Genomic DNA, 24655 nt, shown 5'->3' with positions numbered 1-24655 from the left:
ATTCCTAAGAATCGACCCTTCCTATTAATTCATCACTAACTCAGCTGCAAGCTTTTTTTTTAACTTAGCCAGCATGTCAGTTGTCATTTTATCTAAATCGTATTCTGCTTTGAAGCCCCACTCTTTCATTGCTGCTGTTGCGTCAATAGAGTTTGGCCAGCTATCAGCGATTGTTTGACGAGCTGGATCTACTGCATAATCCATTGTAAACGTCGGAATGTGTTTACGAATTGACGCTGCAATTTGCTCTGGCTCAAAGCTCATTGCTGTAATGTTAAATGCATTTCTATGCACTAGCTTACTTGGATCAGCTTCCATTAATGAAATGATCGCTTGTAAAGCATCAGGCATATACATCATGTCCATGTACGTTCCTTCAGCAATGTATGAGGTGTATGCACCTTTTTTAATCGCCTCATAATAAATTTCAACTGCATAATCAGTTGTTCCGCCTCCTGGAGGAGCTACGTAAGAAATTAAACCTGGGAAACGGACACCGCGCGTATCTACGCCAAATTTTTGATGATAATAATCACACAGTAATTCTCCCGCTACTTTGTTTACCCCATACATCGTAGTAGGACGTTGAATTGTATCTTGCGGTGTATTATCTTTTGGCGTTGATGGACCGAATGCACCGATAGAACTTGGCGTGAAGAACTTACAGTTTAATTCACGAGCTGCTTCTAGAGCATTTACAAGTCCACCCATATTTAGGTTCCATGCAAATAGCGGATTTTTTTCTGCTGTTGCTGAAAGTAAAGCTGCTAAATGAATAATTGTATCTACTTCATTACGCTTTGCGATATCATGTAGTTTTTGTCCATCTGTTACATCTAACGTTTCAAATGGACCAGACGTTACTACTTCACTATCTGTTTCACGAATATCTGTTGCAATAACATTTGATGCGCCGTATACATCACGAAGTTTCATTACTAGTTCAGAACCAATTTGCCCTAAAGAACCGGTTACTAGAATTTTTTTCATTTTCCCCACTCCTCATTTGCAAGCTATTCAAAAGATGTCGTTACTTAAATGATGCCCATTTCTTTCCCTACTTTTTCATACTTACAAATTGCTTCATCTAACATTTCTTTCGTATGAGCTGCTGTAGGCATATTACGAACACGACCTGTTCCTTTTGCTACAGTTGGGAACACGATAGATTTTGCGTATACGCCTTCTTCATTTAGACGTTTACTAAATTCTTGTGTTAATACTTCGTCCCCAATAATACAAGGTGTAATTGGCGTTTCACTTTCCCCAATGTTAAAGCCAAGTTCTTTTAACCCTTGTTTTAAATAGCGACCGTTTTCCCATAGACGATCATGTAACTCTGTGCTTTCCATTAAGATTTCAATTGATCTCATGCAAGCTGCCGCATCAGCTGGTGTTAATGCTGTAGAGAATAAGAATGGACGTGAACGAACTTTTAACCAGTCAATTAAGTTTTGTTTCCCTGCTACATATCCACCAATTACCCCAATTGCTTTTGATAATGTACCAATTTGGAAATCAACTTTATCAGAAAGACCGAAGTGCTTTACAGTTCCTGCACCTTTTCCAAGTACACCTGAACCGTGTGCATCATCTACGTATGTCATTAAATCTAACTCTTCTGCAATCTCAACAATTTCTGGTAGTTTTGCAACATCTCCATCCATTGAGAAAACACCGTCTGTAATTACCATTAATTTATTGTAAAGACCTGATTCTTTCGCCGCGATTGCTTTTTGGCGTAAATCTTCCATATCAGAATGTTTATAAACAATAATTTTTGCTTTTGATAGACGACTACCGTCAATAATAGATGCATGATTTAATTCGTCTGAAAGAATCGCATCATTTTTATCCATAACAGCTGAAATCGCTGCCATATTACAGTTAAATCCTGATTGATAAGCAATTGCTGCTTCTGTATGTTTAAACTTTGCAATTGTTTCTTCTAACTTAATATGCAAATCTAAAGTACCGTTAATTGTACGAACAGCCCCTGCTCCAACACCGTACTTATGAATAGCACCAATTGCTGCTTCTTGCAAACGGCTATCTGTTGCTAATCCAAGATAGTTGTTTGAAGATAAGTTAATATATTCTTTTCCGCCAATTGTAATGATTGGTCCATTCGAACTCTCAAGCGGATCAATTACGTTATAAAGCCCCTTTGATTTTAAATCCTCTAAATTTTCTTCTAAAAATTTCGCAAGTGTTTTACTAGACATTGTGAAGCCTCCCATCGTTCATGTAAGCGGATTATTGTCTTAATAGTTCTAATAATCCCTCTACTAGCTTAACACGTTTTCAGAATTTATTATAGAAAAATAGTTTAAAGTAACCGCTTACAATTCTAGATTATATATGATTCATTACAATAAATCTATCATTTACTTTTCATATTTGATAGAATTAAAAAAATATTTAGGGAGGCTTCAAACATGGCATTTACAGAATCTGATGTATACAATAACACAGCATTTTTCGAACAATATATGAAACGAAAATACCGAGAAAATAGCCCAAATGAATCCATTGAAAAACCAGTATTCTTTCAGCTCATTGGTCATGTGCAAGGAAAACAAATTCTCGATTTAGGCTGTGGTGATGCTAAGTTTGGTGCGGAATTATTAGAAAAGGGATGCTACTCTTACACCGGCATTGAAGGCTCCGAGCTTATGTATGGAAAAGCTAAAAAACAACTAGAAAATAAAAATGGATCTGTTCATTTTTTAAACCTCAAAGATTATACCTATCCCTCTTCCACTTTTGATTTAGTAACCTCTAGACTCGCCTTACATTATATTGAACATCTTGATATCATTTTTCAAAATGTGTTTCAAACTTTAAAAACAAATGGCACCTTTATCTTTAGCGTTCAACATCCCGTTATTACTTCTTCATTTGAAAGCTTACAAACAAGTGGTAAAAGAACGAGTTGGCTCGTCGATGATTATTTTAAACTAGGCAAACGGGTTGAACCATGGATTGACCAAGAAGTTATTAAATATCATCGTACAACGGAAGAGTATTTCACATTATTACAGCAAGCTGGATTTACCATTACATCATTAAAAGAAGCTACACCAAATCCAACCTATTTTCAAGATGAAGAAGAGTATAAACGTCGCTTACGTATTCCTCTCTTCCTCTTATTTTCTTGTACCAAATAAAAAAAACGATGACTCACTCATCGTTTTTTTATCTCATTGCCTGAGCAACTTCTTTAACTACACGTCTTCCTCTTCCGTGAGGGATACAAAGCGGTGTTCCAAACAACGGATCCGTACTAATTTGACACTCCATTCGGAATACATCACGTACTAGTTTCTCATCTACCACTTCTTCAGGTTTACCTTGTGCATATATTTGTTTATCTTGAATTGCTACAATGTTATCTGCATAGCGGCATGCTAAATTCAGATCATGTAATACCATAACAATTGTTCTTTGTTCTGTTTCATTTAATTCGAATAATAAATCTAGCACTTCAATTTGGTGAGTCATATCTAAGTATGTAGTTGGCTCATCCAGTAAAATGATATCTGTATCTTGTGCAAGTGTCATTGCGATCCAAGCACGTTGACGCTGCCCACCTGAAAGAGCATGCACATCACGCTCAGCAAATTCTGTCATACCTGTTGCTGCAAGTGCCTTCTGTACCATTTCCTCGTCTTTTTCTGACCATTGCTTCAGCCATGTTTGATATGGATAGCGTCCTTGCTTTACAAGTTGTAATACTGTAAGTCCTTCTGGTGCTTGTGGTCCTTGCGGTAAAATCGCCATTTGACGAGCAATTTGCTTCGTTTGCATACTTTGAATTGCTTGATTATCTAACAAAATATCACCATTTGTTGGCTTTAATAATCTGGCTAGTGAACGTAATAAAGTTGATTTCCCGCAACCGTTAGAACCGATAAAAATTGTAATTTCTCCTTTTGGAATTTCTAAGTTCAGCTCATCAATAATAATTGTTTCACCATAAGACAACGTCAAGCGTTTCGTCTCCAATGCTTTTTGCATATTCATCTCCCTTTATGAATTCCGACTTTTATAAAGTAAATAAATGAAATAAGGTGCACCAATTGCTGATGTAAATACCCCTGCTGGAATTTCAAGTGGTGTGAAAATTGTACGCCCTATTAAATCTGCAGCAAGTACTAGAATTGCACCGACAATAGCTGCAACTGGGAGTAATGCACCGTATAAAGAACCAACTAATCTTCGTGAAATATGAGGTGCCATTAAACCGACAAATCCAATCCCTCCGGCAAAAGCTACCGCACCACCAATTAAAGCTGTACTAAGTAATAACATAAATACACGCGACTTCGTTAAAGGAACCCCAAGTCCTACCGCTATATCATCCCCTAGCTCTTGTGCATTTAAATGCCTAGCTGCGATAAATGATATTACTGTTAAAATGAGAACCCAAGGCGCAAGTACCATAACATTTTGCCAAGAAGAGCCGTAAACGGTACCCGTAATCCATACATTCGCTTGGCTCGCTTGATAAATTGGTGCTAGCAACATAAATAATGTTGTCGCCGCCTTCGTTAATGCCCAAAATCCAACACCAATTAAAACGAGACTAATTGGTGATAATCCATCATTTTGCCATGCAAATAAGTATACAAAAACCGCTACAATCGTTGCTCCTGCAAAAGCTGCGAGCGGCATATAATGAATACTTACCGTTAGTGCATTATTTTTATCACTAAATAACGCTAAAAATAATACAACTGCGACACTTGCCCCGCCCGTAATCCCGATGATATCAGGAGAAGCAAGTGGATTTCGAACGAGCCCTTGTAAAATACAGCCCGCTACCGCAAGCGCAATTCCTACGAGGATAGCAATTAAAATACGTGGCATACGAAACTTATTTACAACCATATTTGACATTGCATCGCCATTTCCGGTAATTGCTTGCCATACGTCATAAGGAGCAATTTTCATGTCTCCCATACCTGCGCTCGCAAAGAATAATCCTATTAAAACAACTAGTAAACTTAACAAGACGAGACAAGCTCGTTTATACATTAAAAACGAGAGCTCGCCTTTTCCTATACGAAACGGAATATATTTCTTCATTTGCTAAGCCCTCTCTTACGTGCAATATAAATAAAGAACGGTGCTCCAATAAATGCTGTCATAACTCCTACTGGTACTTCTTGTGGCATAATGACATATCTTGCTGCTATATCAGCCAATATTAGTAGTATTGCACCTAACAATCCGCTATAAGGCACTCTCCATCTGTGGTCAACTCCAACAAGAAATCTAGCAAAATGCGGAGTAATAATTCCAATAAATCCAATTGGGCCAGCAACCGCAACTGAACCACCAGACAATAGTACAATAATAAGTAACACGAATGATTTCATTAAAATTGTTCGTTGTCCAAGTCCTTTCGCGACGTCTTCTCCCATCATCAATGTATTTACTTTCCCTGCCATCATAAGAGATGCAATCCATCCTATTAATAAATATGGGAATACAGATTGTAAAATTTCTAACTTTCTCCCTTGCACAGATCCGGCAAGCCAAAATAATACCTCTTCAAGCGCTTTTTCATTTAACACAAGTAATCCTTGTGTTAATGATGAAAATAACGCACTAATTGCGACCCCTGCTAACGTTAACTTAAGAGGAGTAGTCCCTTCTTTTCCTAAAGAACTAGAAGCAAATACAAGTACAGCGGCAACCGCCGCTCCTAAAAAGGCAATCCATGTGAAAGCTGATAATGATGTTACTGAAAAGATTACAATTGCTACAACTATGAAGAACGCAGCACCTGAATTTAATCCAATAAAATCTGGAGAAGCAAGTGGATTCTTAGTTAAAGTTTGCATAAGACAACCCGCGATGGCTAAACTAGCACCAACACTTGCTGCTATAAGTGCCCTTGGAAGGCGCACATTTTGAATAATAATATGTTCATTAGAACCATTAAAATGGAAAAAAGCATCTAGCGCTAATTTCCAGCTCGTATTTGTATATCCGAAAATAATACTTCCCCAAATACAAATAACGACTGCAATGATTCCAACAAATAATCCAATCCATTTTGCTTGATTTGTTTTTAATAACATGCAGCGTTTCCCCTTCAATGTATAATGATACGTTGTAAGTGTATTTCAACTTAATTCTTATTGTCAACGGAAATGAGAATTATTTTCAACCATATGTATTGACAATCAAAAGATAAAGGCTTAATATCATGCTTGCTATTGAAAAATATTCTCAACATGTAGGGGGTACATAATGAATTTCATGCGGAAAAAATCGTTTACAGTATTTGTATTTTTACTAGCATTTTCAATGCTTTTAAGCGCTTGTGGAAAATCAAATAACAAAGAAGAATCTACAAAAGAAGATAATAAAAAAGAAGTGGTTACTGTAGAACATGCAATGGGTAAAACAGAAGTTCCTGCTAATCCAAAACGTGTAGTTATCTTAACAAATGAAGGAACTGAAGCTTTACTTGAATTAGGTGTGAAACCAGTTGGTGCTGTAAAGTCTTGGACTGGTGATCCATGGTATCCACATATTAAGGATAAAATGAAAGATGTAAAAGTTGTTGGTGATGAAGGACAAGTTAACGTTGAAACAATTGCTTCTTTAAAACCAGACTTAATTATCGGTAACAAAATGCGTCACGAAAAAGTGTACGAACAACTAAAAGCAATTGCACCTACTGTGTTCTCAGAAACATTACGTGGGGAATGGAAAGATAACTTCAAATTTTATGCAAAAGCATTAAATAAAGAAAAAGAAGGTCAAAAAGTTGTAGCTGATTACGAATCACGTATGAAAGATTTAAAAGGCAAACTTGGCGATAAAGTAAATCAAGAAATCTCTATGGTTCGTTTCATGCCTGGTGATGTTCGTATTTATCATGGCGATACATTCTCTGGTGTTATTTTAAAAGAACTTGGATTTAAACGTCCTGGAGATCAAAACAAAGATGATTTTGCAGAGCGTAACGTATCTAAAGAGCGTATTTCTGCTATGGATGGTGACGTATTATTCTACTTCACATTCGATAAAGGAAATGAGAAAAAAGGATCTGAACTAGAAAAAGAATATATAAACGATCCTCTATTTAAAAATTTAAATGCCGTAAAAAATGGTAAAGCATACAAAGTCGACGATGTTATTTGGAATACAGCTGGCGGTGTAATGGCTGCTAACCTATTACTAGATGATATCGAAAAGCGCTTTGTTAAATAATTTCATTCTAACCAGCTCTCTCTTTGATGGAGCTGGTTTTTTCATTTCACTGAAGTGTCACATTATTTCATTTTGTATTTTTATTCCCAATATGTTATATTATAAAAGTAAATAAAATATTTTTTCTCTATATCAGAATAAATATTTTAATCTAAATTTTCTGATTAATCACTATTTTATTTTCTTTTAGAATTCAATTATTACATTTGAAAACGCTTATCATCTCGTTTTCAGGGCAAAATACAGTAACGGTTGAAGAAAAATAGAACTTTTTTAGAAATTTTCTTTCTATTTCCATATAATTCTATTGACTTCTAAATATTTTGTAAATTAAAATGATTACATAAATATCCGTTATACAGGATTAGGGGGAAACAAACATGGATGCAGCTTTAAAATTAGACAAAGCTGGAGAGCAACAATCACCAAAAAAACATCCACCAGGGTTATACTTGTTGTTCTTTACAGAGGCATGGGAAAGATTTAGTTATTACGGAATGCGTGGCTTATTAGTTCTTTATTTAACAACGAGCTTAGTAAGCGGCGGTTTAGGATTTGATAAAGCAGTTGCAGTTCAAATTTACGGTATTTTCACAATGCTTGTATATTTCACACCTATTATTGGTGGTTGGTTAACTGACCATTTCATTACGAAGCGACATGCCATTACTATTGGTGGTATCATTATGGCGCTTGGTAACTTCGTACTATTTTCAATGAATACGAAAACTGGACTATTTTTAGGATTAGGATTATTAGTTATCGGTAACGGATTCTTCAAACCGAATATTTCGACTTTATTAGGTCAATTATATAGCGACAACGATTCTCGTCGTGATAGTGCCTTCACTATCTTCTACATGGGAATTAACTTAGGAGCTCTTATCGCTCCATTCATTTGCGGGTACTTCGCAGATTATAGATACGGTTTCTTAACAGCTTGTATCGGTATGATTATTGGACAGATTGCATTTAACTTATTAGCACCTCGTTACTTAGGATCAGCTGGAACAACAGTTGTGGGTAAAAAATCTAAAGAACAAAATGCAAAAGCTGTTGAGAAAAAACCTTTAACACCACAAGAGAAAAAACGTACTGTTGCAATTTTAATTTTAACTTGTTTCGTTGTATTCTTCTGGGCAGGCTTTGAACAAGCTGGTAGTTCTTTAACACTTTACACAGATAAGTTCGTAGATCGTACAATTGGTGGATTTACAATTCCAACACCTTGGTTCCAATCTGTAAACCCACTATTCATTATCTTACTAGCATTACCTGTTTCTGCGTTATGGATTAAGCTTTCAAAAACAAAAAATGGTGATTTAAAAATCCCAACAAAAATGGCATTAGGTATGATTTTACTAGGGATTGGATATTTAGTTCTAACTTTAGCTGTTTTAAAAACTGGTAGCGATGAAGGTAACATTACAATGAAAGCAAACTTACTATTCATTGTATTCACTTACATGTTCCACACAATCGGTGAGTTATTCTTATCACCAATCGGATTATCTATGGTAAGTGCAATCGCTCCTGTTAAATTAGCATCATTATTAATGGGTGTATGGTTAGCTGGTACTGGCTTCGCAAACTTATTAGCAGGACAATTAGCCGCTTTCACTCAATCTTTAGGATATTTAGAAGTATTCGCAAGCATCGGTATTATCGTAATTGTACTGGGATTAGTACTTCTTATGTTCTCTAAGAAAATTGCACATATGATGGAATAACAAAAAGACGCTTCTAAAATTAGAAGCGTCTTTTTTATTATTTCTCCTCTAAAGCTGTCACGTCCACATGAACGCTCTCACCAGGATTAGATACATCATACACTTGAGCACTCCCCTTCTGCTCATCACAGCTCTCAATCCATACTGGTACGCCCTCATATGTAACGTCAATTCTACTTGAAGAAGATAAGATTTGTTTCACACGTTTCACATCCATACTAATATCCCTCCTTTTGCTTACTACACTCCTTTCTATTTTTTCTTTTCCTTTTAGAATATATTCCGTAAAGCAGCATGTTGATTGATAGTCATTTCTTCCTCACATGCTAATATTTACTCTCTCGCTACCTTTCCGACAAATAAAAAAAGACGTATATTCTACACGTCTTTTTCCATAATATTCAAATTTTAAGAAAATAATGTTTTTACTACCGCACTTACTTTATCATTATGGATTTGGTAATACACTTCTAATCCTCGTCTTTCAAAGCGCACTACTTTATTTTGCTTTAACTTCGTTAAATGTTGTGAAACCGTTGATTGCGGAATTTCTAATACTTCCTGTAGTTGTGTTACATTACATGTTCCTCTTTGCATAAGTTCCATTACTAGACGTAGACGAAGTGGGTGAGCTAACGCTCTTAACATTTGTACATCTTCTTCTGAAATACGACATTCGAATTGATTTTGGCTCATAAAGTTCCCCTCATTTTCGTTTTTATTTGCGTTTTTATGTTCTTTTTATTTATTTATATATCTGTTCTTATATTTCCTGTTACGACATAACTTTATCAACCTATAAAGCCGAAAAATTTTTCCATTTTCATCAACAAAAATTCAGGAAAAAATCCTTGTTGATTTTGAATATTATACTATATGATATAACGAAAAAGCAAAATAATGGCCTACGAATACTTTGCTTGCAAACGTTGTTTTATCAGGCTTTTTGTTATATTTTCACCTCATTGAAATGCACAGTAACGGTATTGTAAAATACCGTCTATAATTGATAACCTATCGTAATGTAGCTGAACTATACTTAACCTCTTTGTTACGCTAAAAGGAATTTTCAGTAAAAAGAGATGATGTGGTATTAAAAATTTGTTTCTAATTTTTTATTCGTATTGCAAGCGGTTGGACTGTTGTGCCAAACTTCCTATTAAATCTACTCACCATTCCTCCCTCACTAGATCAAACAGGACAGATCAGTTCATATATCAAACTTTATACTCGATATAAAAGATGGCATCTAATATACGCCTATAAGGAACATGCCATCTGAATAAGCAAAATAATATGCAAATAACTTATACAGCACACTTAAATTCATTTGAGTGTGTTTTTTGTCTACTTTATGAACAAAGCTTTTCTTTTAACACTATTATGGAATAATTATACTTTTTTACGTTGACAATAGTGTTGAAGGAGAATATACTAAGCATGTAAGTTGATTGTGAATAGTTTCACAAATAATGTGAATTTCTTCACATATAATAGATAGGAGTTGTCATTATTATGAGTACTTGGACACAAATTTATGACCCATTAAACAATATTTGGCTATCTGCACTAATCGCAGCACTTCCAATCTTTTGTTTCATCATTTGTTTAATGGGATTCAAAATGAAAAGTTACATGGCTGGTCTTTATAGTGTGATTGTCGCTATTATCCTTGCAATATTTGTTTATAAAATGCCAGCAACAGTAGCTGTAGCATCTGCCGGATTCGGTGTTTTATCTGGATTTTATCCAATTTGTACTATCGTTATCGCCGCAATTTTCCTTTACAAATTAACTGTTAAAACAGAGCAATTCAATATTATTCGCGATAGTATTTCAAGCATTACAAATGATCAACGTTTACAAGTATTATTAATCGCTTATTCTTTCGGTGCTTTCTTAGAAGGCGCAGCTGGTCTAGGGGTTCCAGTTGCTATTACAGCTGCACTACTTGTAGGTATGGGATTTAACCCATTAAAAGCAGCAGGTATTTGTTTAGTAGCTAATATCGCTGGTGGTGCTATGGGTGCTATGGGTATTCCAGTTACAGTACCAGCACAATTAACTGAACTTGACGCATTAACTATCGGTCGTCAAACTGTTCTTATTTTACCTTTCATTAGTATCATCTTACCTTTCTTACTTGTTTCAATGGTCGATGGAATTAAAGGTATTAAAGAAACTTGGCAAGGTATTCTTGTAAGTGGTGTTTCTTTCGCAATTACTCAATTCGCTGTAACTTACTTCTTAGGTGCAGAACTTACTAATATTTTCGCAGCCGTTGTAAGTATGATTGCTCTTGCATTATTCTTACGTGTTTGGCAACCAAAATCTTCTACTAAAGAAGAAAAACAAGAAACTAAAGTATCACATACATTCAATCAAATTTTATATGCTTGGTCTCCATTCGTATTCTTAACTGCATTTGTAACAATCTTTAACTTAAAACCGATTAAAGCTTTATTTGCTCCAGATGGTGCGTTAGCGAACTTAGTATTTAACATTCAGTTCCCTGGTCTTCATAATGCTGTTATGAAAACTACACCAATTACAAAAGCTGATACACCTTTCGCAGCTGTTTTCAAATTCGATGTATTCTCTTCTACAACTACTGCGATTGTACTAGCAATTATCGTTTCACTTATCGTTTACCGCGTAAAAGGTAAAATGGTTAAAGAATTAATGATTGAAACAATGAAAGAATTAAAAGCTCCAGTATATACAATTTGTAGCGTTATCGCTTTAGCTTACGTAGAGAACTACTCTGGTATGTCATCTACACTTGGACTTGCATTCTCTTCTACTGGTAATGCATTCCCAGTTCTTTCTCCAATCTTAGGATGGATTGGCGTATTCATTACAGGTTCAGTAGTTTCAAGTGGTTCTTTATTCGCACCACTTCAAGCAGTAACAGCAGACCAGTTAAACATCGTTCCTTCTACACTCGTTGCCTTAAACGTAGTAGGTGGTACAATGGCAAAAATGGTTTCACCACAATCTGTAGCAGTTGCTTGTGCCGCAGTTGGACTAGTTGGGAAAGAATCTGCTCTATTTAAAACAGCAATGAAATACAGTTTAATCTTCTTAGCTGTTATTAGCTTACTTCAATTAAACGCTGTATTTAATATCTTTTAAAAATAAAACACCGATCCAAATGGATCGGTGTTTTTCACATTACATTTTTTTATTTTTTAATAAAGAAGCTCCAGCAATTTCAGGGTGAGTCATTTCGAATGGATCTAAAATAATATCCAATTCCTCTTCTGTCAGTACACCATGTTCTAAACATAACTCCCTAACAGATTTTCCTGTTTCAATTGCTTCACGTGCAATACGAGATGCTGCTTCATAACCAATATGAGGATTAACTGCTGTAATAATTCCAACACTTTTCTCAACATATTGCTTCAGCAATTCTTCATTTGCTGTAATTCCTTCAATACAATATTCACGGAATACACGGAATCCATTATTCATAATACTTATAGATTGAATTAAATTAAATACAAGCACAGGCTCCATTACGTTTAACTCTAATTGTCCTGCTTCTGATGCTAAGCAAATTGTATGATCGTTTCCGATTACTTGGAATGCGACTTGGTTAATCACTTCTGCCATAACTGGATTTACTTTACCTGGCATAATCGATGAACCCGGCTGACGTGCTGGCAATTGAATTTCAGCTAACCCAACACGTGGACCAGACGCCATAATACGAAGATCGTTTGCAATTTTAGACATGTTCATCATACATACTTTAAGTGCTGCAGATACTTCTGTGTATGCATCTGTATTTTGCGTTGCATCAACTAAATGCTCTGCACCAACAAGTGGGAATCCACTAAACGTTCTTAAATGTTTTACCACTTGTTCAATATACGTAGGATTTGCATTTAATCCTGTACCAACAGCTGTCGCCCCCATATTCACTTCATATAAATGTTGACGAGACTGTTTAATTCTTTTTATATCACGCTCAAGCACTCGGCTATACGCTTCAAATTCTTGTCCAAGGCGAATTGGAACTGCATCTTGTAAATGTGTGCGTCCCATTTTAATAACGTGATCAAACTCTTTTGCTTTTTTACGAAAAGCAGAATGAAGTGCTTCCATTGTAATAAGAAGCTCTTCTAACATCATAAGAGTTGCAATATGAATCCCTGTTGGAAACGCATCGTTCGTTGATTGGGCCATGTTCACATGAGTGTTTGGACTAATTTTCGCATACGCACCTTTTTCATACCCCATACGTTCTAACGCTCTATTCGCAATTACTTCATTTGTATTCATATTAATAGAAGTTCCGGCTCCGCCTTGAATAGGATCCACGATAAATTGATCATGAAACTTTCCATCAACAATTTCTTGCGCTGCTTCTGCAATTTCATGTCCAATGTCTTTAGCTAAATAACCAGTATCTATATTCGCAAGTGCCGCCGCTTTTTTCACGATTGCCATTGCTGTAATGAGTGATGGATGAATGCGATATCCTGTAATTGGGAAGTTTTCTACGGCACGTAATGTTTGTACACCATAATAAGCTGCATTTGGTACTTCTTTTTCACCTAAAAAATCTTTTTCTATACGTATATCCTTCGTTGCTATCATTTTTATCACCTATACTTTTTCATTCTAAATCCTTATCCAAAAAATCCGCCCTCTAAAAACACGAGTATCATTCAGAAGAATTTTTCAGTATCCACCTTCACTATATAGCACCTTTTTTGAAAGCGCAAACATTTATTTTTCTGTATATCCTTTTTATTAAAGTTTATAGAAAATCATTCTTCTACTTTCCTTATTTCCACTCGTTTAATTTGATGCATATCCTTTTCAAGGACTTTAAAATAAAAACCGTGTTTCTCAATAACATCTCCTTCAGCAACGATTTGTTTTTGTACCATAATCCAGCCACCAATTGTATCTACATCATCAGCAATTAAATGTATGCCAAGCAAATCATTTACTTCACTAATAAGCACTTTTCCCTCTACGATTTTATAACCTTCACTTACATGCTCTATAGGTGGATTCTCATCTTCATCGTATTCATCTCGAATTTCTCCAACAATTTCTTCTAAAATATCTTCTAGTGTAACAATCCCTGCTGTACCACCATATTCATCATACAATACAGCTAATGGAATGTGTTTTCTTTGCATTTGTAATAGTAAATCATGAATTGGAATATTTTCTAGCACTTCAATAACTGGCCTTGTATATGGCATAATCGAGCACTCCTCGTCCCGATTCCCATCCATATAACGAATAAATAAATCTTTTACATTAACCATCCCAATAATTTCATCTTTATCTTCACCAAATACAGGATATCTCGTGTACTTTTCTTGTGCGATTACTTTAATATGTGTTTCAAATGGTTCGTCCTCATATAAGCCTACAACTTCCGTACGAGGTACCATAATTTCTTTTGCTACTCTATTATCAAATTCAAAAATATTATTTACATATTTAAATTCCCTTTGGTTAATCTCTCCGCTCTCATAGCTCTCAGATAAGATTAACCTTAATTCTTCTTCTGAATGAGCTACTTCATGTTCAGAAGCTGGATGTAATCCGAATAAACCAGTTACAACCCTCGCTGAACCATTCAAAGCCCAAATAAACGGATACATAACTCGGTAAAAATAAATAAGTGGTTTCGATAACAATAAGCTAACTTGTTCTGCTTTTTGTATAGCAAATGTCTTTGGAGCAAGTTCCCCAATGACAACATGTAAAAATGTAATTACTGCAAAGGCAATAATAAATGAAACTGTACTGGAAATTGCAGGTGAGAATTGTAATTTTAAAAACAACGGCTCGAGTAAATGTTTAATAGTTGGTTCCCCTAACCACCCGAGCCCTAAAGCAGTAATTGTAATACCTAGCTGACAGGCCGATAAATATTCATCTAAATTTGAAGTTACCTTTTTAGCTGCCAGTGCACCTCGTCTTTTTTCACTAACGAGTTGATCAATACGACTGCTACGTACCTTAATAATTGCAAACTCAACAGCCACAAAAAATGCTGTTAACCCAATAAGAATGACTACCATCAATAATTTTAAAATATCCACATATGTCCTTTAGCTTTCTTAGCTAAAGTTACACCTCCTTTTAAAAAGAAGTTTCACTTTAGTTTCTTCAATTATTGGAAAGCAACTCTATATAAAATCCACCAATTTTCAAACCTCATACAATTCTAAAGGTAAACCATCGGGATCTTGGAAAAAGACGAATTTCTTCTCCGTTATTTCATCAATACGGATCGATTCTGTCTCAACACCACATTGATTTAAATGCTTCACAGCTTCTTCTATATTTGTAACAGCAAATGCTAAATGTCTAAGACCTGCTGCTTCTGGAAAACTTTTGCGCTCAGGCGGATTTGGAAATGAAAATAATTCGATTTGATACTCTTCTCCTACACATAAATCTAATTTATAAGAATCTCGTTCCTTTCTATATACTTCATTCAGTTCTTTAAATCCTAATATTCTAGTATAAAAATACTTTGACGTCTCATAATTCGAACAAATAATTGCAACGTGATGCACTCTACATATATTCATACTCTCTCTATTCCTTTCTTTACCAAAGATGCATATTCTCTCTTGAAATGAAAAACATATATAGCAGAATATCTCTTTTAGGGGGCTTATCATGAAATTCATTACTTTTTTCGTCGGACTAATTGTTGTTTTCTTGCTCGCTTATATTGCTAGCAATAATAAGAAGCATATTAAATTTAAACCAATTTTTATCATGCTTATTATACAGTTAATTTTAACCTATTTACTACTAAATACAGAAGTCGGCCTCATACTAATTAGAATCATTTCCAGTTTGTTTACCAAGCTACTCGAGTATGCTGCTAATGGAATAAATTTCGTATTTGGTGGTCTTGCAAATAAAGGTGAAATGCCATTTTTCCTTAATGTATTATTACCAATCGTCTTTATTTCTGTTTTAATTGGCATATTACAACATTTCAAAATACTACCATTTTTTATTCATTGGATCGGGTACTTTCTTAGTAAAATAAATGGTCTTGGGAAATTAGAATCTTACAACGCTATTGCCTCTGCCATTGTCGGCCAATCAGAAGTTTTTATTACAGTGAAAAAGCAATTAGCTCAAATTCCAAAACACCGTCTTTATACACTTTGTGCCTCTGCTATGTCAACCGTATCTATGTCTATCGTAGGTGCCTATATGACAATGATTGAACCTAAATATGTAGTAACTGCACTCGTTCTCAATTTATTTAGCGGTTTTATTATCGTACTCATCATTAACCCTTACGACGTTAAAGATGACGAAGATATTTTAGAAATCAAAGGTGAAAAACAGAGCTTTTTTGAAATGCTTGGAGAATACATTCTTGATGGTTTTCGTGTAGCCATTGTTGTCGGCGCTATGCTCATCGGATTCGTCGCATTAATTAGTTGTATTAATGACCTGTTCCTCATTATATTCGGTATTACGTTCCAACAATTAATCGGCTATATATTTGCACCTATCGCATTCCTTATCGGTGTACCAAGTTCTGAAATTGTCGCAGCTGGCAGCATTATGGCAACGAAGCTTGTAACAAATGAATTTGTTGCAATGATGGACCTCAGTAAAATTTCTAATAGCCTTTCCCCCCGTACAGTTGGTATTATTTCTGTTTTCCTTGTGTCTTTTGCCAATTTCTCTTCCATTGGTATTATTTCAGGTGCGGTAAAAGGACTAAACGAGGAACAAGGAAACGTTGTTGCGAGGTTTGGCCTTAAATTACTATATGGAGCTACTCTCGTTAGCATTTTATCTGCAATTATCGTAAGCATTATGTTGTAATTAGGTAAAATTTTATCATTTTCTTATCCCTATCTTTTGTATACAATAACGAATAGGTGTCTTATAAATAATCAAGACATCTATTTTTTATACATGTACAATCGCTTTTATTTAGCGTAAAATATTTTTTATGTGTTTGAATACACTTCTAAATGTATACACTTTGATAGTTTTAAAGGAGAAAAAATGATGAAATCCGACACGAACAACAATACGCGAGCCAAAAAAGGACGCTCAAAGAAAAAACGCCTACTTTGGTTCCTTCTTATTCCATTACTAATTGTAGCACTTGGAGCAGGAGGCTACTCCTTCCATATATACAGTAAAGCAAAGTCCGTCTTAAATAATGCTTATGCTGAACTAGGTCGAGGAGATAAGTCCAGTAAACGTGAAAAAGCTGTTAAACCTATGACCGACAACATTTCCGTACTTATTATGGGTGTTGATGAAAGTGAAATTAGGGAAAAAGGTTATGGAAAAGCGACTCGAACAGATGCGTTATTACTTGCAACAATTAATAAAAACGATAAATCCGTTAAACTTGTAAGCATTCCACGTGACTCACGCGTCTACATTAAATCACGTGATAAATACGATAAAATTACACATGCGCACGTATTCGGTGGTGTAGACAGCACAATTGATACGGTAGAGAACTTTTTAGATGTTCCAGTTGATTACTATGTAAAATTCAACTTTAAATCCTTTATTAAAATTGTTGATTCTCTTGGTGGTATTACTGTAGACGTTCCAGTTGAGTTCACAGAGCAAAATAGTAAAGATGAAGCAGATGCAATTCATCTTAAAAAAGGACGTCAACATTTAAATGGAGAAGAAGCATTGGCGCTAGCTAGAACTCGTCATATCGATAGTGATTATATGCGTGGCCAACGACAACAGCTTGTATTAGAGGCCATTGCTGAAAAGGCACTATCTCTTAATTCCATTAATAAAATCGGTGGCCTACTAGACGCTGTCGATAAGGATTTAAAAACCAATTTAACGTTTGATGATATGATGACAATTACAAAAAATTCAATGGATTCAAATTTAAAGATGGAAAAAATGCAAGTAGAAGGTACAGATAAATATATAGGTGGTATTTATTATTACGTTCCAAATGAAAAAAGCGTCGACACTATTTCAACTACCCTTCAAAAACATCTCGGTGTTACGAATAAAAATGAACATAAAAAATTATAATAAAAAGGCTGCTAGATCTTTCTAGACAGCCTTTTTATTATATTTTTCAACATATTTTTCATACACATTGTGACAAGAAGTGACAATTATTACAGCTATGTAACATTTTTTATGAAAACATTACACACACAGTGAAAATAATAGTATACTAGTACGTACATAATGTTATTTTCATCATTTTTATACAAAAAATGTAATACATATATTTATACATAAATTTCTGGGGGGAAATAAATGAAGCTAAGTAAAATACTGATTGGTTCTGCAATTGCTGGGGGCATATTACTTTGTGTAGGCGGTGTTGGGGGATATCAATATGTATCCAAATTAAATAATCAATTAAATACTACTGCATTACCAAATACTACATTTGAAGGTATTTCTCTCGAAGGAAAAAATAGGAAAGATATTCAAGCAATTATTAATCAAAAGGTAACTGAGTTAGATCAAAAATCCCTTACCTACATATTCCAAAACGATAAACAAACTTACACATGGAAAGATTTAGGGATAAATTATAAAGAGAAAGATATTATTGACAAAATCTTCAAAGAACAAGAAGGAAACGTAATGAATCGTTACAAAATGCGTAAGCAAGCTGAAAACGGTGAATTAAAACGTGACTATAAATTAACACCACAATTAAATGCAACAGCTTATGAAACCTTTATAAAAGATAAATATAATGAAACATTAAAAAATCCTGTTAATGCAGAATTGAGTATTGAAGGCTCAACAGTAAATGTTAGTCAAAGCCAAAACGGAGAAAAAATTGATAAAGGGAAACTAAACGATTTAACAAACGAAGCTATTACTACTGGTAAATCAGATGTTACATTGCCAGTTACATTTATAAAACCAGAACGTTCTACAGAAGACATACAGAAAATGGGTATTAAAGAAGTCATCGCTGAATATTCTACTCCAATGGCCGGCCGTAACGGAAATCAATCATTTAACGTAAATAAGTCAGCCAATACTTTAAGTGGGGTTATTGTCGCACCTGATGAAACATTTAGTTTTAATGGCCGCGTTGGCGTAACTGATGCTGCACATGGTTATAAATCTGCAGCAGTATATTCACAAGGTAAAGTAATACAAAGTGCAGGCGGAGGAGTTTGCCAAGTCAGTAGTACTTTATACAGCGCAGCTTTAAGGGCAGATTTAGGCATTGTTTCTCGAAGCAATCATTCTATGCCGGTAAATTATTTACCACTTGGGCAAGATGCAGCAGTAGCAGATTATGGTCCAGATTTAAAATTTAAAAATAATACGGGCAATCATATTTATATTCAAGCATTTTCAAATGGAGGTAGTATTACTACACGCATTTTCGGTACAAATACTGGTAAAAATGTTGAAGTTTCTTCCCAAGTAATTAGTAGGACTAGTGATAAAATCACAGCGGTTACGTATAAAAAAGTAACACAAAACGGGGCAGTAATATCAAATGGACAAATTTCAAAAAGCGTATATAAAAGCGCTCCAAAAGAATAGATAATATCAACCGAATAGCATAAAGAAAAAGGCGTGATTTAATCACGCCTTTTTCTTTTGCAGTAATAGTAAAAAAGTTTCAAGATGGTCTTTCGTTTCTTCTAAAGACCACATACGATTCCCTTCCTTCGCAGCTAATACACACGCCTCTTCCCACACGTTCTTTTTCTTCATATTTATTAATTCATCACGTAATTTCAAAACGATTTCTTCGTCTTCTTGTTCAATAAACTCTTCCATCACGCTTACTATTTCATCCTCATGAATACTTAACGTACAGTACGATTTAAGAAAGTATTGTAATGTCGTATACATAATGTACTCCCCCTTCTTATTTATCAGATGGATAAGAAGTAATAATCTTAAACCCTAATTCTCCTGACTTATCTCTTGCTAAAACAGTAACAGTTTTTACCAACTTGTCTTTTACACTCATATTTTTCTTTATTACCGTTTTTCCAACCGGGAATGAATGTGTTGTATTTAATACGAGACGAGCCTCTTTAGAATTTTTTAACCAGTCTTGAATTTCCTTATCATGCTGCTTCAAACTATCTTTTACAGCTTTCGTTGCTGTTTCCTTGTCATAGTATGTACTTGCTGCTGATACTTTATCTGTCTTCAAGCGATTCTTCAAATCTTCTTCTGATTTGCCTACATGTCTTTCAATCGTATGACCATTTTTAGGTGGCCCTTCCATTTCATCTAAAATATTATCACTAATTTTTTCTACTGATGTCGATTGATTCCCTGTTTGTTTCTCTGTTTTTTGTTCTTTTCCTGCACATCCACTTAAGATCAGCATTAGTGCCAATAAACCACTCAAGAAAAGACTACTTATTCGTTTCATCATATCACCTCTTTCATGATTATTATCGCAACTTCACTAAAAGTCAATTTCACAACGAAAAAATCTATCAGTTTTCATTTTTTTCATCTATTTTTCCATATTTACCCGCGCAATTTCATCAATCCTCTATTTTTCGACTTTTATAATATATACCCCCTATATTTTATGATTATTTCCCATATAAAAACAGTGATAATATAACTATAAAACTCTTTTATACAAAGGTTTTTATAGTGTTTTTCAAAACATTTTAAAATACCCCTGTTTTTATATACCCAATACCCACATAAGGTATAAAGACCCCTTCTTATCAACGTTTTTCTACATTATGTAAATTTACCCTTGCCTATACAAACGAAATATGGTGTAATGCAAAAAAAGATAAAGGATTTTAAACAATGGCTGAAACGATTCAAAATTTCTTAACAGAATACTATTCAATCGCAATTCCACTTAGTATCTTAATTAACATCATCATTAGTCTTTTAGGCGTTATTCCTAGCATCTTTTTAACCGCCATTAATATACAGCTCTTCGGTGTAACAAATGGCACAATCATTTCAATCGCAGGTGAGGCCTTAGGGGCTATTATCTCGTTTTATATTTACCGCATAGGCCTTCAAAAGTTCACTCACGATAAAGTAAATAAGTACCCAAAGGTAGAGCGTCTTCTTTATGTACAAGGTAGAGAGGCCTTTCTACTCGTTCTATCGTTTCGATTGATACCTTTCATCCCATCAAGTATCGTGACTTTATTTGCAGCTCTAGGGAAAATGTCATTACTCTCCTTCAGTATTGCCAGTACAATAGGTAAAATACCGGCATTATTGATTGAAGTATATTCGGCATACCAAGTCATGAACGGAACAAATGAAGCGAAGTGGATTGTGACAATCGCAGGTTGTATCGGATTATATTATTTGTGGAAAAAATGGAGAAAAAAATAAAGAAGGAGCCTATGCTCCTTCTTTATTTTTGAGGTATTTTATTAATAGCTATCCTTTAAATCCTTAGTTAATACCAACAGCACTAAACGATTGCTTAACTGCCGCTACTTCCGCAGAAGTCGCACCATATAAATCAGCTGCAGCTTGTACTGCACCAGCACGAGCTTGGCTAAATGTAGTAGATTGCGTGAAATATTGTGTGTTTGCACGGTAATAAATTGCACCTAACTTATCTTTACCAATGCCCGTTACAGTTACACCCGAATGCGTACCACCATTTGCTAATAAATAAGCTTGTTTATTAATGATACCACTGTTTGTATGAACCCCACCGTTATCACTAGTACCAGTGTAACGCTTAGAATAATGGTCTGGGTCACCATATTTCGCTGGATCACTCATAGAGCGAAGCGCATCTCCCGCTTTACCAGGCGTGTAAATATCTTCACCAATCTCCCAATCTGGGTTACGGTTATCATAGAATTCTACTAAAGTACCAAAGATATCAGAAATCGCTTCATTTAACGCTCCTGATTCATTTTGATAAATTAAGTCCGAGCTATTTTCCGTAACAGCATGCGTTAATTCGTGACCAATTACGTCAATTCCACCAGATAATGAAGTGAATGTTACACCATCTCCATCTCCGTATACCATTTGTGAGCCGTTCCAGAATGCATTATTATACTTACTTCCGTAATGAACTGTTGATTTTAACGGTGCCCCTGCATCATTAATAGAGTTTCTATTAAATGTAGCTTTATAATAATCATATGTTTTACCTGCATAGTAATGAGCATCTACTGCCGCTGCATCATACGCTGCATTGAAAACATTATCTGCATCTACCCATAAAGTTCCTGGCAATGTAGTACGATTTTTCGCATCATATGTGAAAATCGTTGCTCCGCGCGTATTATCTTGTAAGTAGTAAGATGAGCCAGATAATGTTGTATTGAGTGATTTCGTATCTCCTAATACACCTTTACCAGTTCCTACTTTATTTGTTCCTGTTACAGGTTTTACTACTGCTTTCGCATCCTGTTTAGGAGCCTCTTGCTTAATTGGTGATTTATCTTCATTTGCTACATGATCCAATTTATTATATTTATTTAATACTTTACCGCTGTCTGCTTCAATGAAATAGTAGTAGTTTCCTGGACTTGGATCTAAGAAATTTAGATTTACAACATATGCATATGTTGTTTCTTCACCATTTTGATATACATATAAGTCCGCTTTTGGTTCTACCTCATATTTCGGTGTTACCCCTAAATCTTGCTGCGCGATTTCAATTGCTTTTGCGCCTTCAATCTTATTTTTATTTTTTAACTTTTCCTTTTTGTCTAAATCAGGTGCAACTGTTCCAGACAATACTTTTAAAGAACCGTCTTTACTTACGTGAGCTACTTGAGTAGAACCCCATACAGGTACTCCTTCGTAAACTTGTTGCATACGTACTACTGTTGAATCAGTTACAGCATCTTTCTTCACTTGTTTCACTTTGAAAGAATCTTGCGCACTCTTTTCCCCTAGCTTGTAATCACCTTTTGCTGCGTTTAAGTAATCAAACACAACAGATTCTGCTTTCTTACCAGTCGCTCCAGTTAGATCACCAGAAATAAACTCAGGTGACTGTACTGTCTCATTGTACTTCTTCGTAGAGAGTACATTTTTAGAATCCGCAAATGCAGAGCCTGTCCCTCCAAACGTTGTAACTGCCATTCCTGTCGCTAACACTAACGCTAAACTTTTCTTTTTCATGAACCTTCCCCCTAATAAAAAATTTTTTTGAAAAAGAGTAGTTTCATATTAGCATTATGTTTCCACTATTAATATACTAAAAATTCAAATAATTATTTTCTCAAGTTTTGTAGAATTTTGAGGAACAAATATTGAAAAAACCCTTTCCGATTGGAAAGGGTGGAGATTATAAATTAACTTGTTCAACAGTTTTAGCTTGTTGACCAACAATATCAGGTTTACTGCTATATTGATGTATTCCTCCAGCAACTGTAAGAGTCAATATAAACGCCAATACTCCAAATACCATCTTTTTCATGTTTATTCCTCCTTATTATCATTCATTAAATCAATAACTAACCTATAATATCGATTACTTTCTTCAAATCTCGATAAACTGGAAAAATGTTCTGCTAGTTCAACGTATACTTTCTTTAATTCTATTTTATTTCCTGCAGATTTATACAACGGGATAGCCTCATTTTCCAAAAATGCTTTATAATCTTTTGCTTCTTCAAAATATTTATATCTAAGCATTAAAAGCAAATATAATTTTGCATTAAATCTCTCTTCCTGTTTTGCTGCATCAATTCCCTTATCAATTAATGTCCTTGCCTCTTCCAATTCTTCTAATTTAATGCATACTAATGCCATTTCGTATATTGTATCTAAATAGTTTAAATCTATTTGTTTTTGAAGTTGTAGACTATCTAAATAATATTTTTTCGCTTGCTGATATTTGCCTTTTTTATAATAGATACTTCCCATATTACTTAAAGTAATAGCTAATAGTACATCCTTATCAGCAAAAGATGTGGCCTCTCTCAATATACTCTCATACATTTTTAAAGCTTCTTCATACTGACCTTTTTCTGTATAACTTACCGCAATAAGGATTTGGCAATTAATTATGTTTCTAAACTTATATTCACTACGAAATCCTTCTAATGCCATATTTACAAAATGAATTGCAAGATGATGAATATCTAAATGAGTATATGCAAGCGCTATATTATAATACAAACCTGTTTCATGATACCCTTGTTCTTTGGCCATTACTTCTGTTTTTAATAAGTAATCTAGCCCATCCTTCCATCTATACTGTAAACAGCACAATAATCCTCTACTATACATATATAACAACTTCTGAAATGGAGAATATTTTTTATATACCTTCTTCAACTTATCTAATTCTTCTTCGAGTGCAGAAATATCCCTTTTCATAATTAAATAACGTGTATACAGCAGTTTATAATAATTTATAATTTCAAAATCCAACACATGCTTCATTTCACCTTGCAACTCTTCATATATACGTTCTACTTGTTGCTTGTCTAAATGAACTAGTGCATTTAACCATTCATCTAGCTTCCCCTTCACATCTTCTTCTACATCTCTCAAATCCGTCACAGCAATTTCTAGTCTTGCGCAGAGCAATTGTAGAATTTCTTCTGATGCTTCGATCTTTCCATTTTCGATCTTACTTAAGTATGAGACAGAACAAATGCCCTGACATAATTCTTCTTGTGTCATTTTTTGCTGAAGCCGTTTGTAAAAGACTTGTTTGCCTATTTTTTCTAATGTTTGTTGCATTGTCCTCCTCCATT

At 34.7% G+C, this 24655-nt stretch carries 23 protein-coding genes; 8 read left to right on the top strand and 15 right to left on the bottom strand.

Annotated elements, in window-relative coordinates; genetic code table 11:
- Nucleotides 1–24: 24 nt before the first annotated feature.
- Nucleotides 25–990: an L-threonine 3-dehydrogenase gene (locus tag DN400_RS03330; protein WP_000723124.1), complete on the bottom strand. Its 966-nt coding sequence runs from the start codon at nucleotides 988–990 to the stop codon at nucleotides 25–27.
- Between the two features lie 44 nt (nucleotides 991–1034).
- Entirely contained in the window at nucleotides 1035–2225 is a 1191-nt protein-coding gene (locus DN400_RS03325) for a glycine C-acetyltransferase (protein WP_000095904.1), read from the bottom strand.
- A gap of 213 nt (nucleotides 2226–2438) precedes the next feature.
- Here DN400_RS03325 and DN400_RS03320 point away from each other — a divergent pair, with 213 nt between their 5' ends.
- Nucleotides 2439–3170 (top strand): class I SAM-dependent DNA methyltransferase, encoded by a 732-nt coding sequence (locus DN400_RS03320; protein WP_000885964.1) that lies wholly within the window; start codon nucleotides 2439–2441, stop codon nucleotides 3168–3170.
- A gap of 28 nt (nucleotides 3171–3198) precedes the next feature.
- On the opposite strand, the gene DN400_RS03315 is transcribed toward DN400_RS03320, so the two are convergent.
- From DN400_RS03315 to DN400_RS03305, 3 genes are read right to left on the bottom strand one after another with little or no spacing between them, the layout of a single operon-like run.
- On the bottom strand, nucleotides 3199–4020 hold the full coding sequence (locus DN400_RS03315) for an ABC transporter ATP-binding protein (protein ID WP_001167953.1): 822 nt from the start codon (nucleotides 4018–4020) through the stop codon (nucleotides 3199–3201).
- Between the two features lie 12 nt (nucleotides 4021–4032).
- Nucleotides 4033–5091 (bottom strand): FecCD family ABC transporter permease, encoded by a 1059-nt coding sequence (locus DN400_RS03310; protein ID WP_000760059.1) that lies wholly within the window; start codon nucleotides 5089–5091, stop codon nucleotides 4033–4035.
- Entirely contained in the window at nucleotides 5088–6092 is a 1005-nt protein-coding gene (locus DN400_RS03305) for a FecCD family ABC transporter permease (RefSeq protein ID WP_000925211.1), read from the bottom strand. Before DN400_RS03305 ends, DN400_RS03310 begins: the two co-directional genes overlap by 4 nt.
- A gap of 172 nt (nucleotides 6093–6264) precedes the next feature.
- Between DN400_RS03305 and DN400_RS03300 the strand changes: the two genes are divergently transcribed.
- The gene (locus tag DN400_RS03300; protein WP_001010277.1) at nucleotides 6265–7233 is read left to right on the top strand and encodes an ABC transporter substrate-binding protein; all 969 of its coding nucleotides are present in this window, start codon (nucleotides 6265–6267) and stop codon (nucleotides 7231–7233) included.
- A gap of 380 nt (nucleotides 7234–7613) precedes the next feature.
- Nucleotides 7614–8963, top strand: a complete 1350-nt coding sequence (locus tag DN400_RS03295; protein WP_000338315.1) for a peptide MFS transporter — start codon at nucleotides 7614–7616, stop codon at nucleotides 8961–8963.
- A 37-nt stretch (nucleotides 8964–9000) separates the two neighbouring features.
- Here DN400_RS03295 and DN400_RS03290 read toward each other — a convergent pair whose 3' ends face one another.
- Together DN400_RS03290 and DN400_RS03285 are read right to left on the bottom strand one after the other, a co-directional pair.
- The gene (locus tag DN400_RS03290; protein ID WP_000382679.1) at nucleotides 9001–9180 is read right to left on the bottom strand and encodes an acid-soluble spore protein H; all 180 of its coding nucleotides are present in this window, start codon (nucleotides 9178–9180) and stop codon (nucleotides 9001–9003) included.
- A 191-nt stretch (nucleotides 9181–9371) separates the two neighbouring features.
- Complete coding sequence (locus DN400_RS03285) at nucleotides 9372–9659, bottom strand: ArsR/SmtB family transcription factor (protein ID WP_000081428.1); 288 nt, start codon at nucleotides 9657–9659, stop codon at nucleotides 9372–9374.
- A gap of 819 nt (nucleotides 9660–10478) precedes the next feature.
- Between DN400_RS03285 and DN400_RS03280 the strand changes: the two genes are divergently transcribed.
- On the top strand, nucleotides 10479–12098 hold the full coding sequence (locus DN400_RS03280; RefSeq protein ID WP_000109093.1) for an L-lactate permease: 1620 nt from the start codon (nucleotides 10479–10481) through the stop codon (nucleotides 12096–12098).
- A 39-nt stretch (nucleotides 12099–12137) separates the two neighbouring features.
- Here DN400_RS03280 and aspA read toward each other — a convergent pair whose 3' ends face one another.
- The 3 genes from aspA to gloA2 form a co-directional block, all read right to left on the bottom strand.
- Nucleotides 12138–13571: an aspartate ammonia-lyase gene (aspA, locus tag DN400_RS03275; RefSeq protein ID WP_000562125.1), complete on the bottom strand. Its 1434-nt coding sequence runs from the start codon at nucleotides 13569–13571 to the stop codon at nucleotides 12138–12140.
- A 173-nt stretch (nucleotides 13572–13744) separates the two neighbouring features.
- Nucleotides 13745–15043 carry a hemolysin family protein gene (locus tag DN400_RS03270; RefSeq protein WP_000353320.1) on the bottom strand — a complete coding sequence of 433 codons (1299 nt, stop codon included), beginning with the start codon at nucleotides 15041–15043 and terminating at the stop codon, nucleotides 13745–13747.
- Nucleotides 15044–15151: 108 nt separating this feature from the next.
- Nucleotides 15152–15538, bottom strand: coding sequence for an SMU1112c/YaeR family gloxylase I-like metalloprotein (gloA2, locus tag DN400_RS03265; RefSeq protein ID WP_001017682.1), 387 nt, complete (start codon nucleotides 15536–15538; stop codon nucleotides 15152–15154).
- A 91-nt stretch (nucleotides 15539–15629) separates the two neighbouring features.
- Here gloA2 and DN400_RS03260 point away from each other — a divergent pair, with 91 nt between their 5' ends.
- The 3 genes from DN400_RS03260 to DN400_RS03250 all read left to right on the top strand — a co-directional run bounded on the left by DN400_RS03260 (nucleotide 15630) and on the right by DN400_RS03250 (nucleotide 19508).
- Complete coding sequence (locus DN400_RS03260; protein ID WP_000668876.1) at nucleotides 15630–16808, top strand: NupC/NupG family nucleoside CNT transporter; 1179 nt, start codon at nucleotides 15630–15632, stop codon at nucleotides 16806–16808.
- A 186-nt stretch (nucleotides 16809–16994) separates the two neighbouring features.
- A complete protein-coding gene (locus DN400_RS03255; RefSeq protein ID WP_002153524.1) occupies nucleotides 16995–18011 on the top strand; it encodes an LCP family protein in 1017 nt (338 codons plus the stop codon).
- 234 nt (nucleotides 18012–18245) lie between these two features.
- Nucleotides 18246–19508 carry a VanW family protein gene (locus tag DN400_RS03250; RefSeq protein ID WP_000777371.1) on the top strand — a complete coding sequence of 421 codons (1263 nt, stop codon included), beginning with the start codon at nucleotides 18246–18248 and terminating at the stop codon, nucleotides 19506–19508.
- 42 nt (nucleotides 19509–19550) lie between these two features.
- Here the strand turns inward: DN400_RS03250 and DN400_RS03245 are convergent, their stop codons facing one another.
- Both DN400_RS03245 and DN400_RS03240 read right to left on the bottom strand, forming a co-directional pair.
- Entirely contained in the window at nucleotides 19551–19823 is a 273-nt protein-coding gene (locus tag DN400_RS03245; protein WP_000288806.1) for a hypothetical protein, read from the bottom strand.
- A 16-nt stretch (nucleotides 19824–19839) separates the two neighbouring features.
- Nucleotides 19840–20358, bottom strand: coding sequence for an RNase A-like domain-containing lipoprotein (locus tag DN400_RS03240; RefSeq protein WP_000822706.1), 519 nt, complete (start codon nucleotides 20356–20358; stop codon nucleotides 19840–19842).
- A gap of 398 nt (nucleotides 20359–20756) precedes the next feature.
- Here DN400_RS03240 and DN400_RS03235 point away from each other — a divergent pair, with 398 nt between their 5' ends.
- A complete protein-coding gene (locus DN400_RS03235; RefSeq protein WP_000852231.1) occupies nucleotides 20757–21305 on the top strand; it encodes a TVP38/TMEM64 family protein in 549 nt (182 codons plus the stop codon).
- 63 nt (nucleotides 21306–21368) lie between these two features.
- On the opposite strand, the gene DN400_RS03230 is transcribed toward DN400_RS03235, so the two are convergent.
- The 3 genes from DN400_RS03230 to DN400_RS03220 all read right to left on the bottom strand — a co-directional run bounded on the left by DN400_RS03230 (nucleotide 21369) and on the right by DN400_RS03220 (nucleotide 24641).
- Complete coding sequence (locus DN400_RS03230) at nucleotides 21369–23069, bottom strand: M4 family metallopeptidase (RefSeq protein ID WP_000730376.1); 1701 nt, start codon at nucleotides 23067–23069, stop codon at nucleotides 21369–21371.
- Nucleotides 23070–23235: 166 nt separating this feature from the next.
- On the bottom strand, nucleotides 23236–23367 hold the full coding sequence (gene nprX / locus DN400_RS03225) for a quorum-signaling peptide NprX (RefSeq protein ID WP_000738910.1): 132 nt from the start codon (nucleotides 23365–23367) through the stop codon (nucleotides 23236–23238).
- Nucleotides 23368–23369: 2 nt separating this feature from the next.
- Nucleotides 23370–24641, bottom strand: a complete 1272-nt coding sequence (locus tag DN400_RS03220; protein ID WP_001187938.1) for a helix-turn-helix transcriptional regulator — start codon at nucleotides 24639–24641, stop codon at nucleotides 23370–23372.
- Nucleotides 24642–24655: the final 14 nt, after the last annotated feature.

The organism is Bacillus sp. AR8-1 (assembly GCF_008042345.1).
GTDB classification, from domain to species: Bacteria; Bacillota; Bacilli; order Bacillales; family Bacillaceae_G; genus Bacillus_A; species Bacillus_A cereus.
This window is presented reverse-complemented; position numbering and strand designations above follow the sequence as displayed.

Excerpts from the sequence above, each read along its gene's own strand:
- DN400_RS03250 (WP_000777371.1), top strand. The coding sequence starts at position 18,246 with ATGAAGCTAAGTAAAATACTGATTGGTTCTGCAATTGCTGGGGGCATA.
- DN400_RS03245 (WP_000288806.1), bottom strand. The coding sequence starts at position 19,823 with ATGTATACGACATTACAATACTTTCTTAAATCGTACTGTACGTTAAGT.
- DN400_RS03300 (WP_001010277.1), top strand. The coding sequence starts at position 6,265 with ATGAATTTCATGCGGAAAAAATCGTTTACAGTATTTGTATTTTTACTA.
- DN400_RS03220 (WP_001187938.1), bottom strand. The coding sequence starts at position 24,641 with ATGCAACAAACATTAGAAAAAATAGGCAAACAAGTCTTTTACAAACGG.
- DN400_RS03285 (WP_000081428.1), bottom strand. The coding sequence starts at position 9,659 with ATGAGCCAAAATCAATTCGAATGTCGTATTTCAGAAGAAGATGTACAA.
- DN400_RS03320 (WP_000885964.1), top strand. The coding sequence starts at position 2,439 with ATGGCATTTACAGAATCTGATGTATACAATAACACAGCATTTTTCGAA.
- aspA (WP_000562125.1), bottom strand. The coding sequence starts at position 13,571 with ATGATAGCAACGAAGGATATACGTATAGAAAAAGATTTTTTAGGTGAA.
- DN400_RS03325 (WP_000095904.1), bottom strand. The coding sequence starts at position 2,225 with ATGTCTAGTAAAACACTTGCGAAATTTTTAGAAGAAAATTTAGAGGAT.
- DN400_RS03240 (WP_000822706.1), bottom strand. The coding sequence starts at position 20,358 with ATGAAACGAATAAGTAGTCTTTTCTTGAGTGGTTTATTGGCACTAATG.
- DN400_RS03235 (WP_000852231.1), top strand. The coding sequence starts at position 20,757 with ATGGCTGAAACGATTCAAAATTTCTTAACAGAATACTATTCAATCGCA.
- DN400_RS03255 (WP_002153524.1), top strand. The coding sequence starts at position 16,995 with ATGATGAAATCCGACACGAACAACAATACGCGAGCCAAAAAAGGACGC.
- DN400_RS03305 (WP_000925211.1), bottom strand. The coding sequence starts at position 6,092 with ATGTTATTAAAAACAAATCAAGCAAAATGGATTGGATTATTTGTTGGA.
- nprX (WP_000738910.1), bottom strand. The coding sequence starts at position 23,367 with ATGAAAAAGATGGTATTTGGAGTATTGGCGTTTATATTGACTCTTACA.
- DN400_RS03295 (WP_000338315.1), top strand. The coding sequence starts at position 7,614 with ATGGATGCAGCTTTAAAATTAGACAAAGCTGGAGAGCAACAATCACCA.
- DN400_RS03310 (WP_000760059.1), bottom strand. The coding sequence starts at position 5,091 with ATGAAGAAATATATTCCGTTTCGTATAGGAAAAGGCGAGCTCTCGTTT.
- DN400_RS03330 (WP_000723124.1), bottom strand. The coding sequence starts at position 990 with ATGAAAAAAATTCTAGTAACCGGTTCTTTAGGGCAAATTGGTTCTGAA.
- DN400_RS03230 (WP_000730376.1), bottom strand. The coding sequence starts at position 23,069 with ATGAAAAAGAAAAGTTTAGCGTTAGTGTTAGCGACAGGAATGGCAGTT.
- DN400_RS03290 (WP_000382679.1), bottom strand. The coding sequence starts at position 9,180 with ATGGATGTGAAACGTGTGAAACAAATCTTATCTTCTTCAAGTAGAATT.
- gloA2 (WP_001017682.1), bottom strand. The coding sequence starts at position 15,538 with ATGAATATATGTAGAGTGCATCACGTTGCAATTATTTGTTCGAATTAT.
- DN400_RS03260 (WP_000668876.1), top strand. The coding sequence starts at position 15,630 with ATGAAATTCATTACTTTTTTCGTCGGACTAATTGTTGTTTTCTTGCTC.
- DN400_RS03280 (WP_000109093.1), top strand. The coding sequence starts at position 10,479 with ATGAGTACTTGGACACAAATTTATGACCCATTAAACAATATTTGGCTA.
- DN400_RS03315 (WP_001167953.1), bottom strand. The coding sequence starts at position 4,020 with ATGCAAAAAGCATTGGAGACGAAACGCTTGACGTTGTCTTATGGTGAA.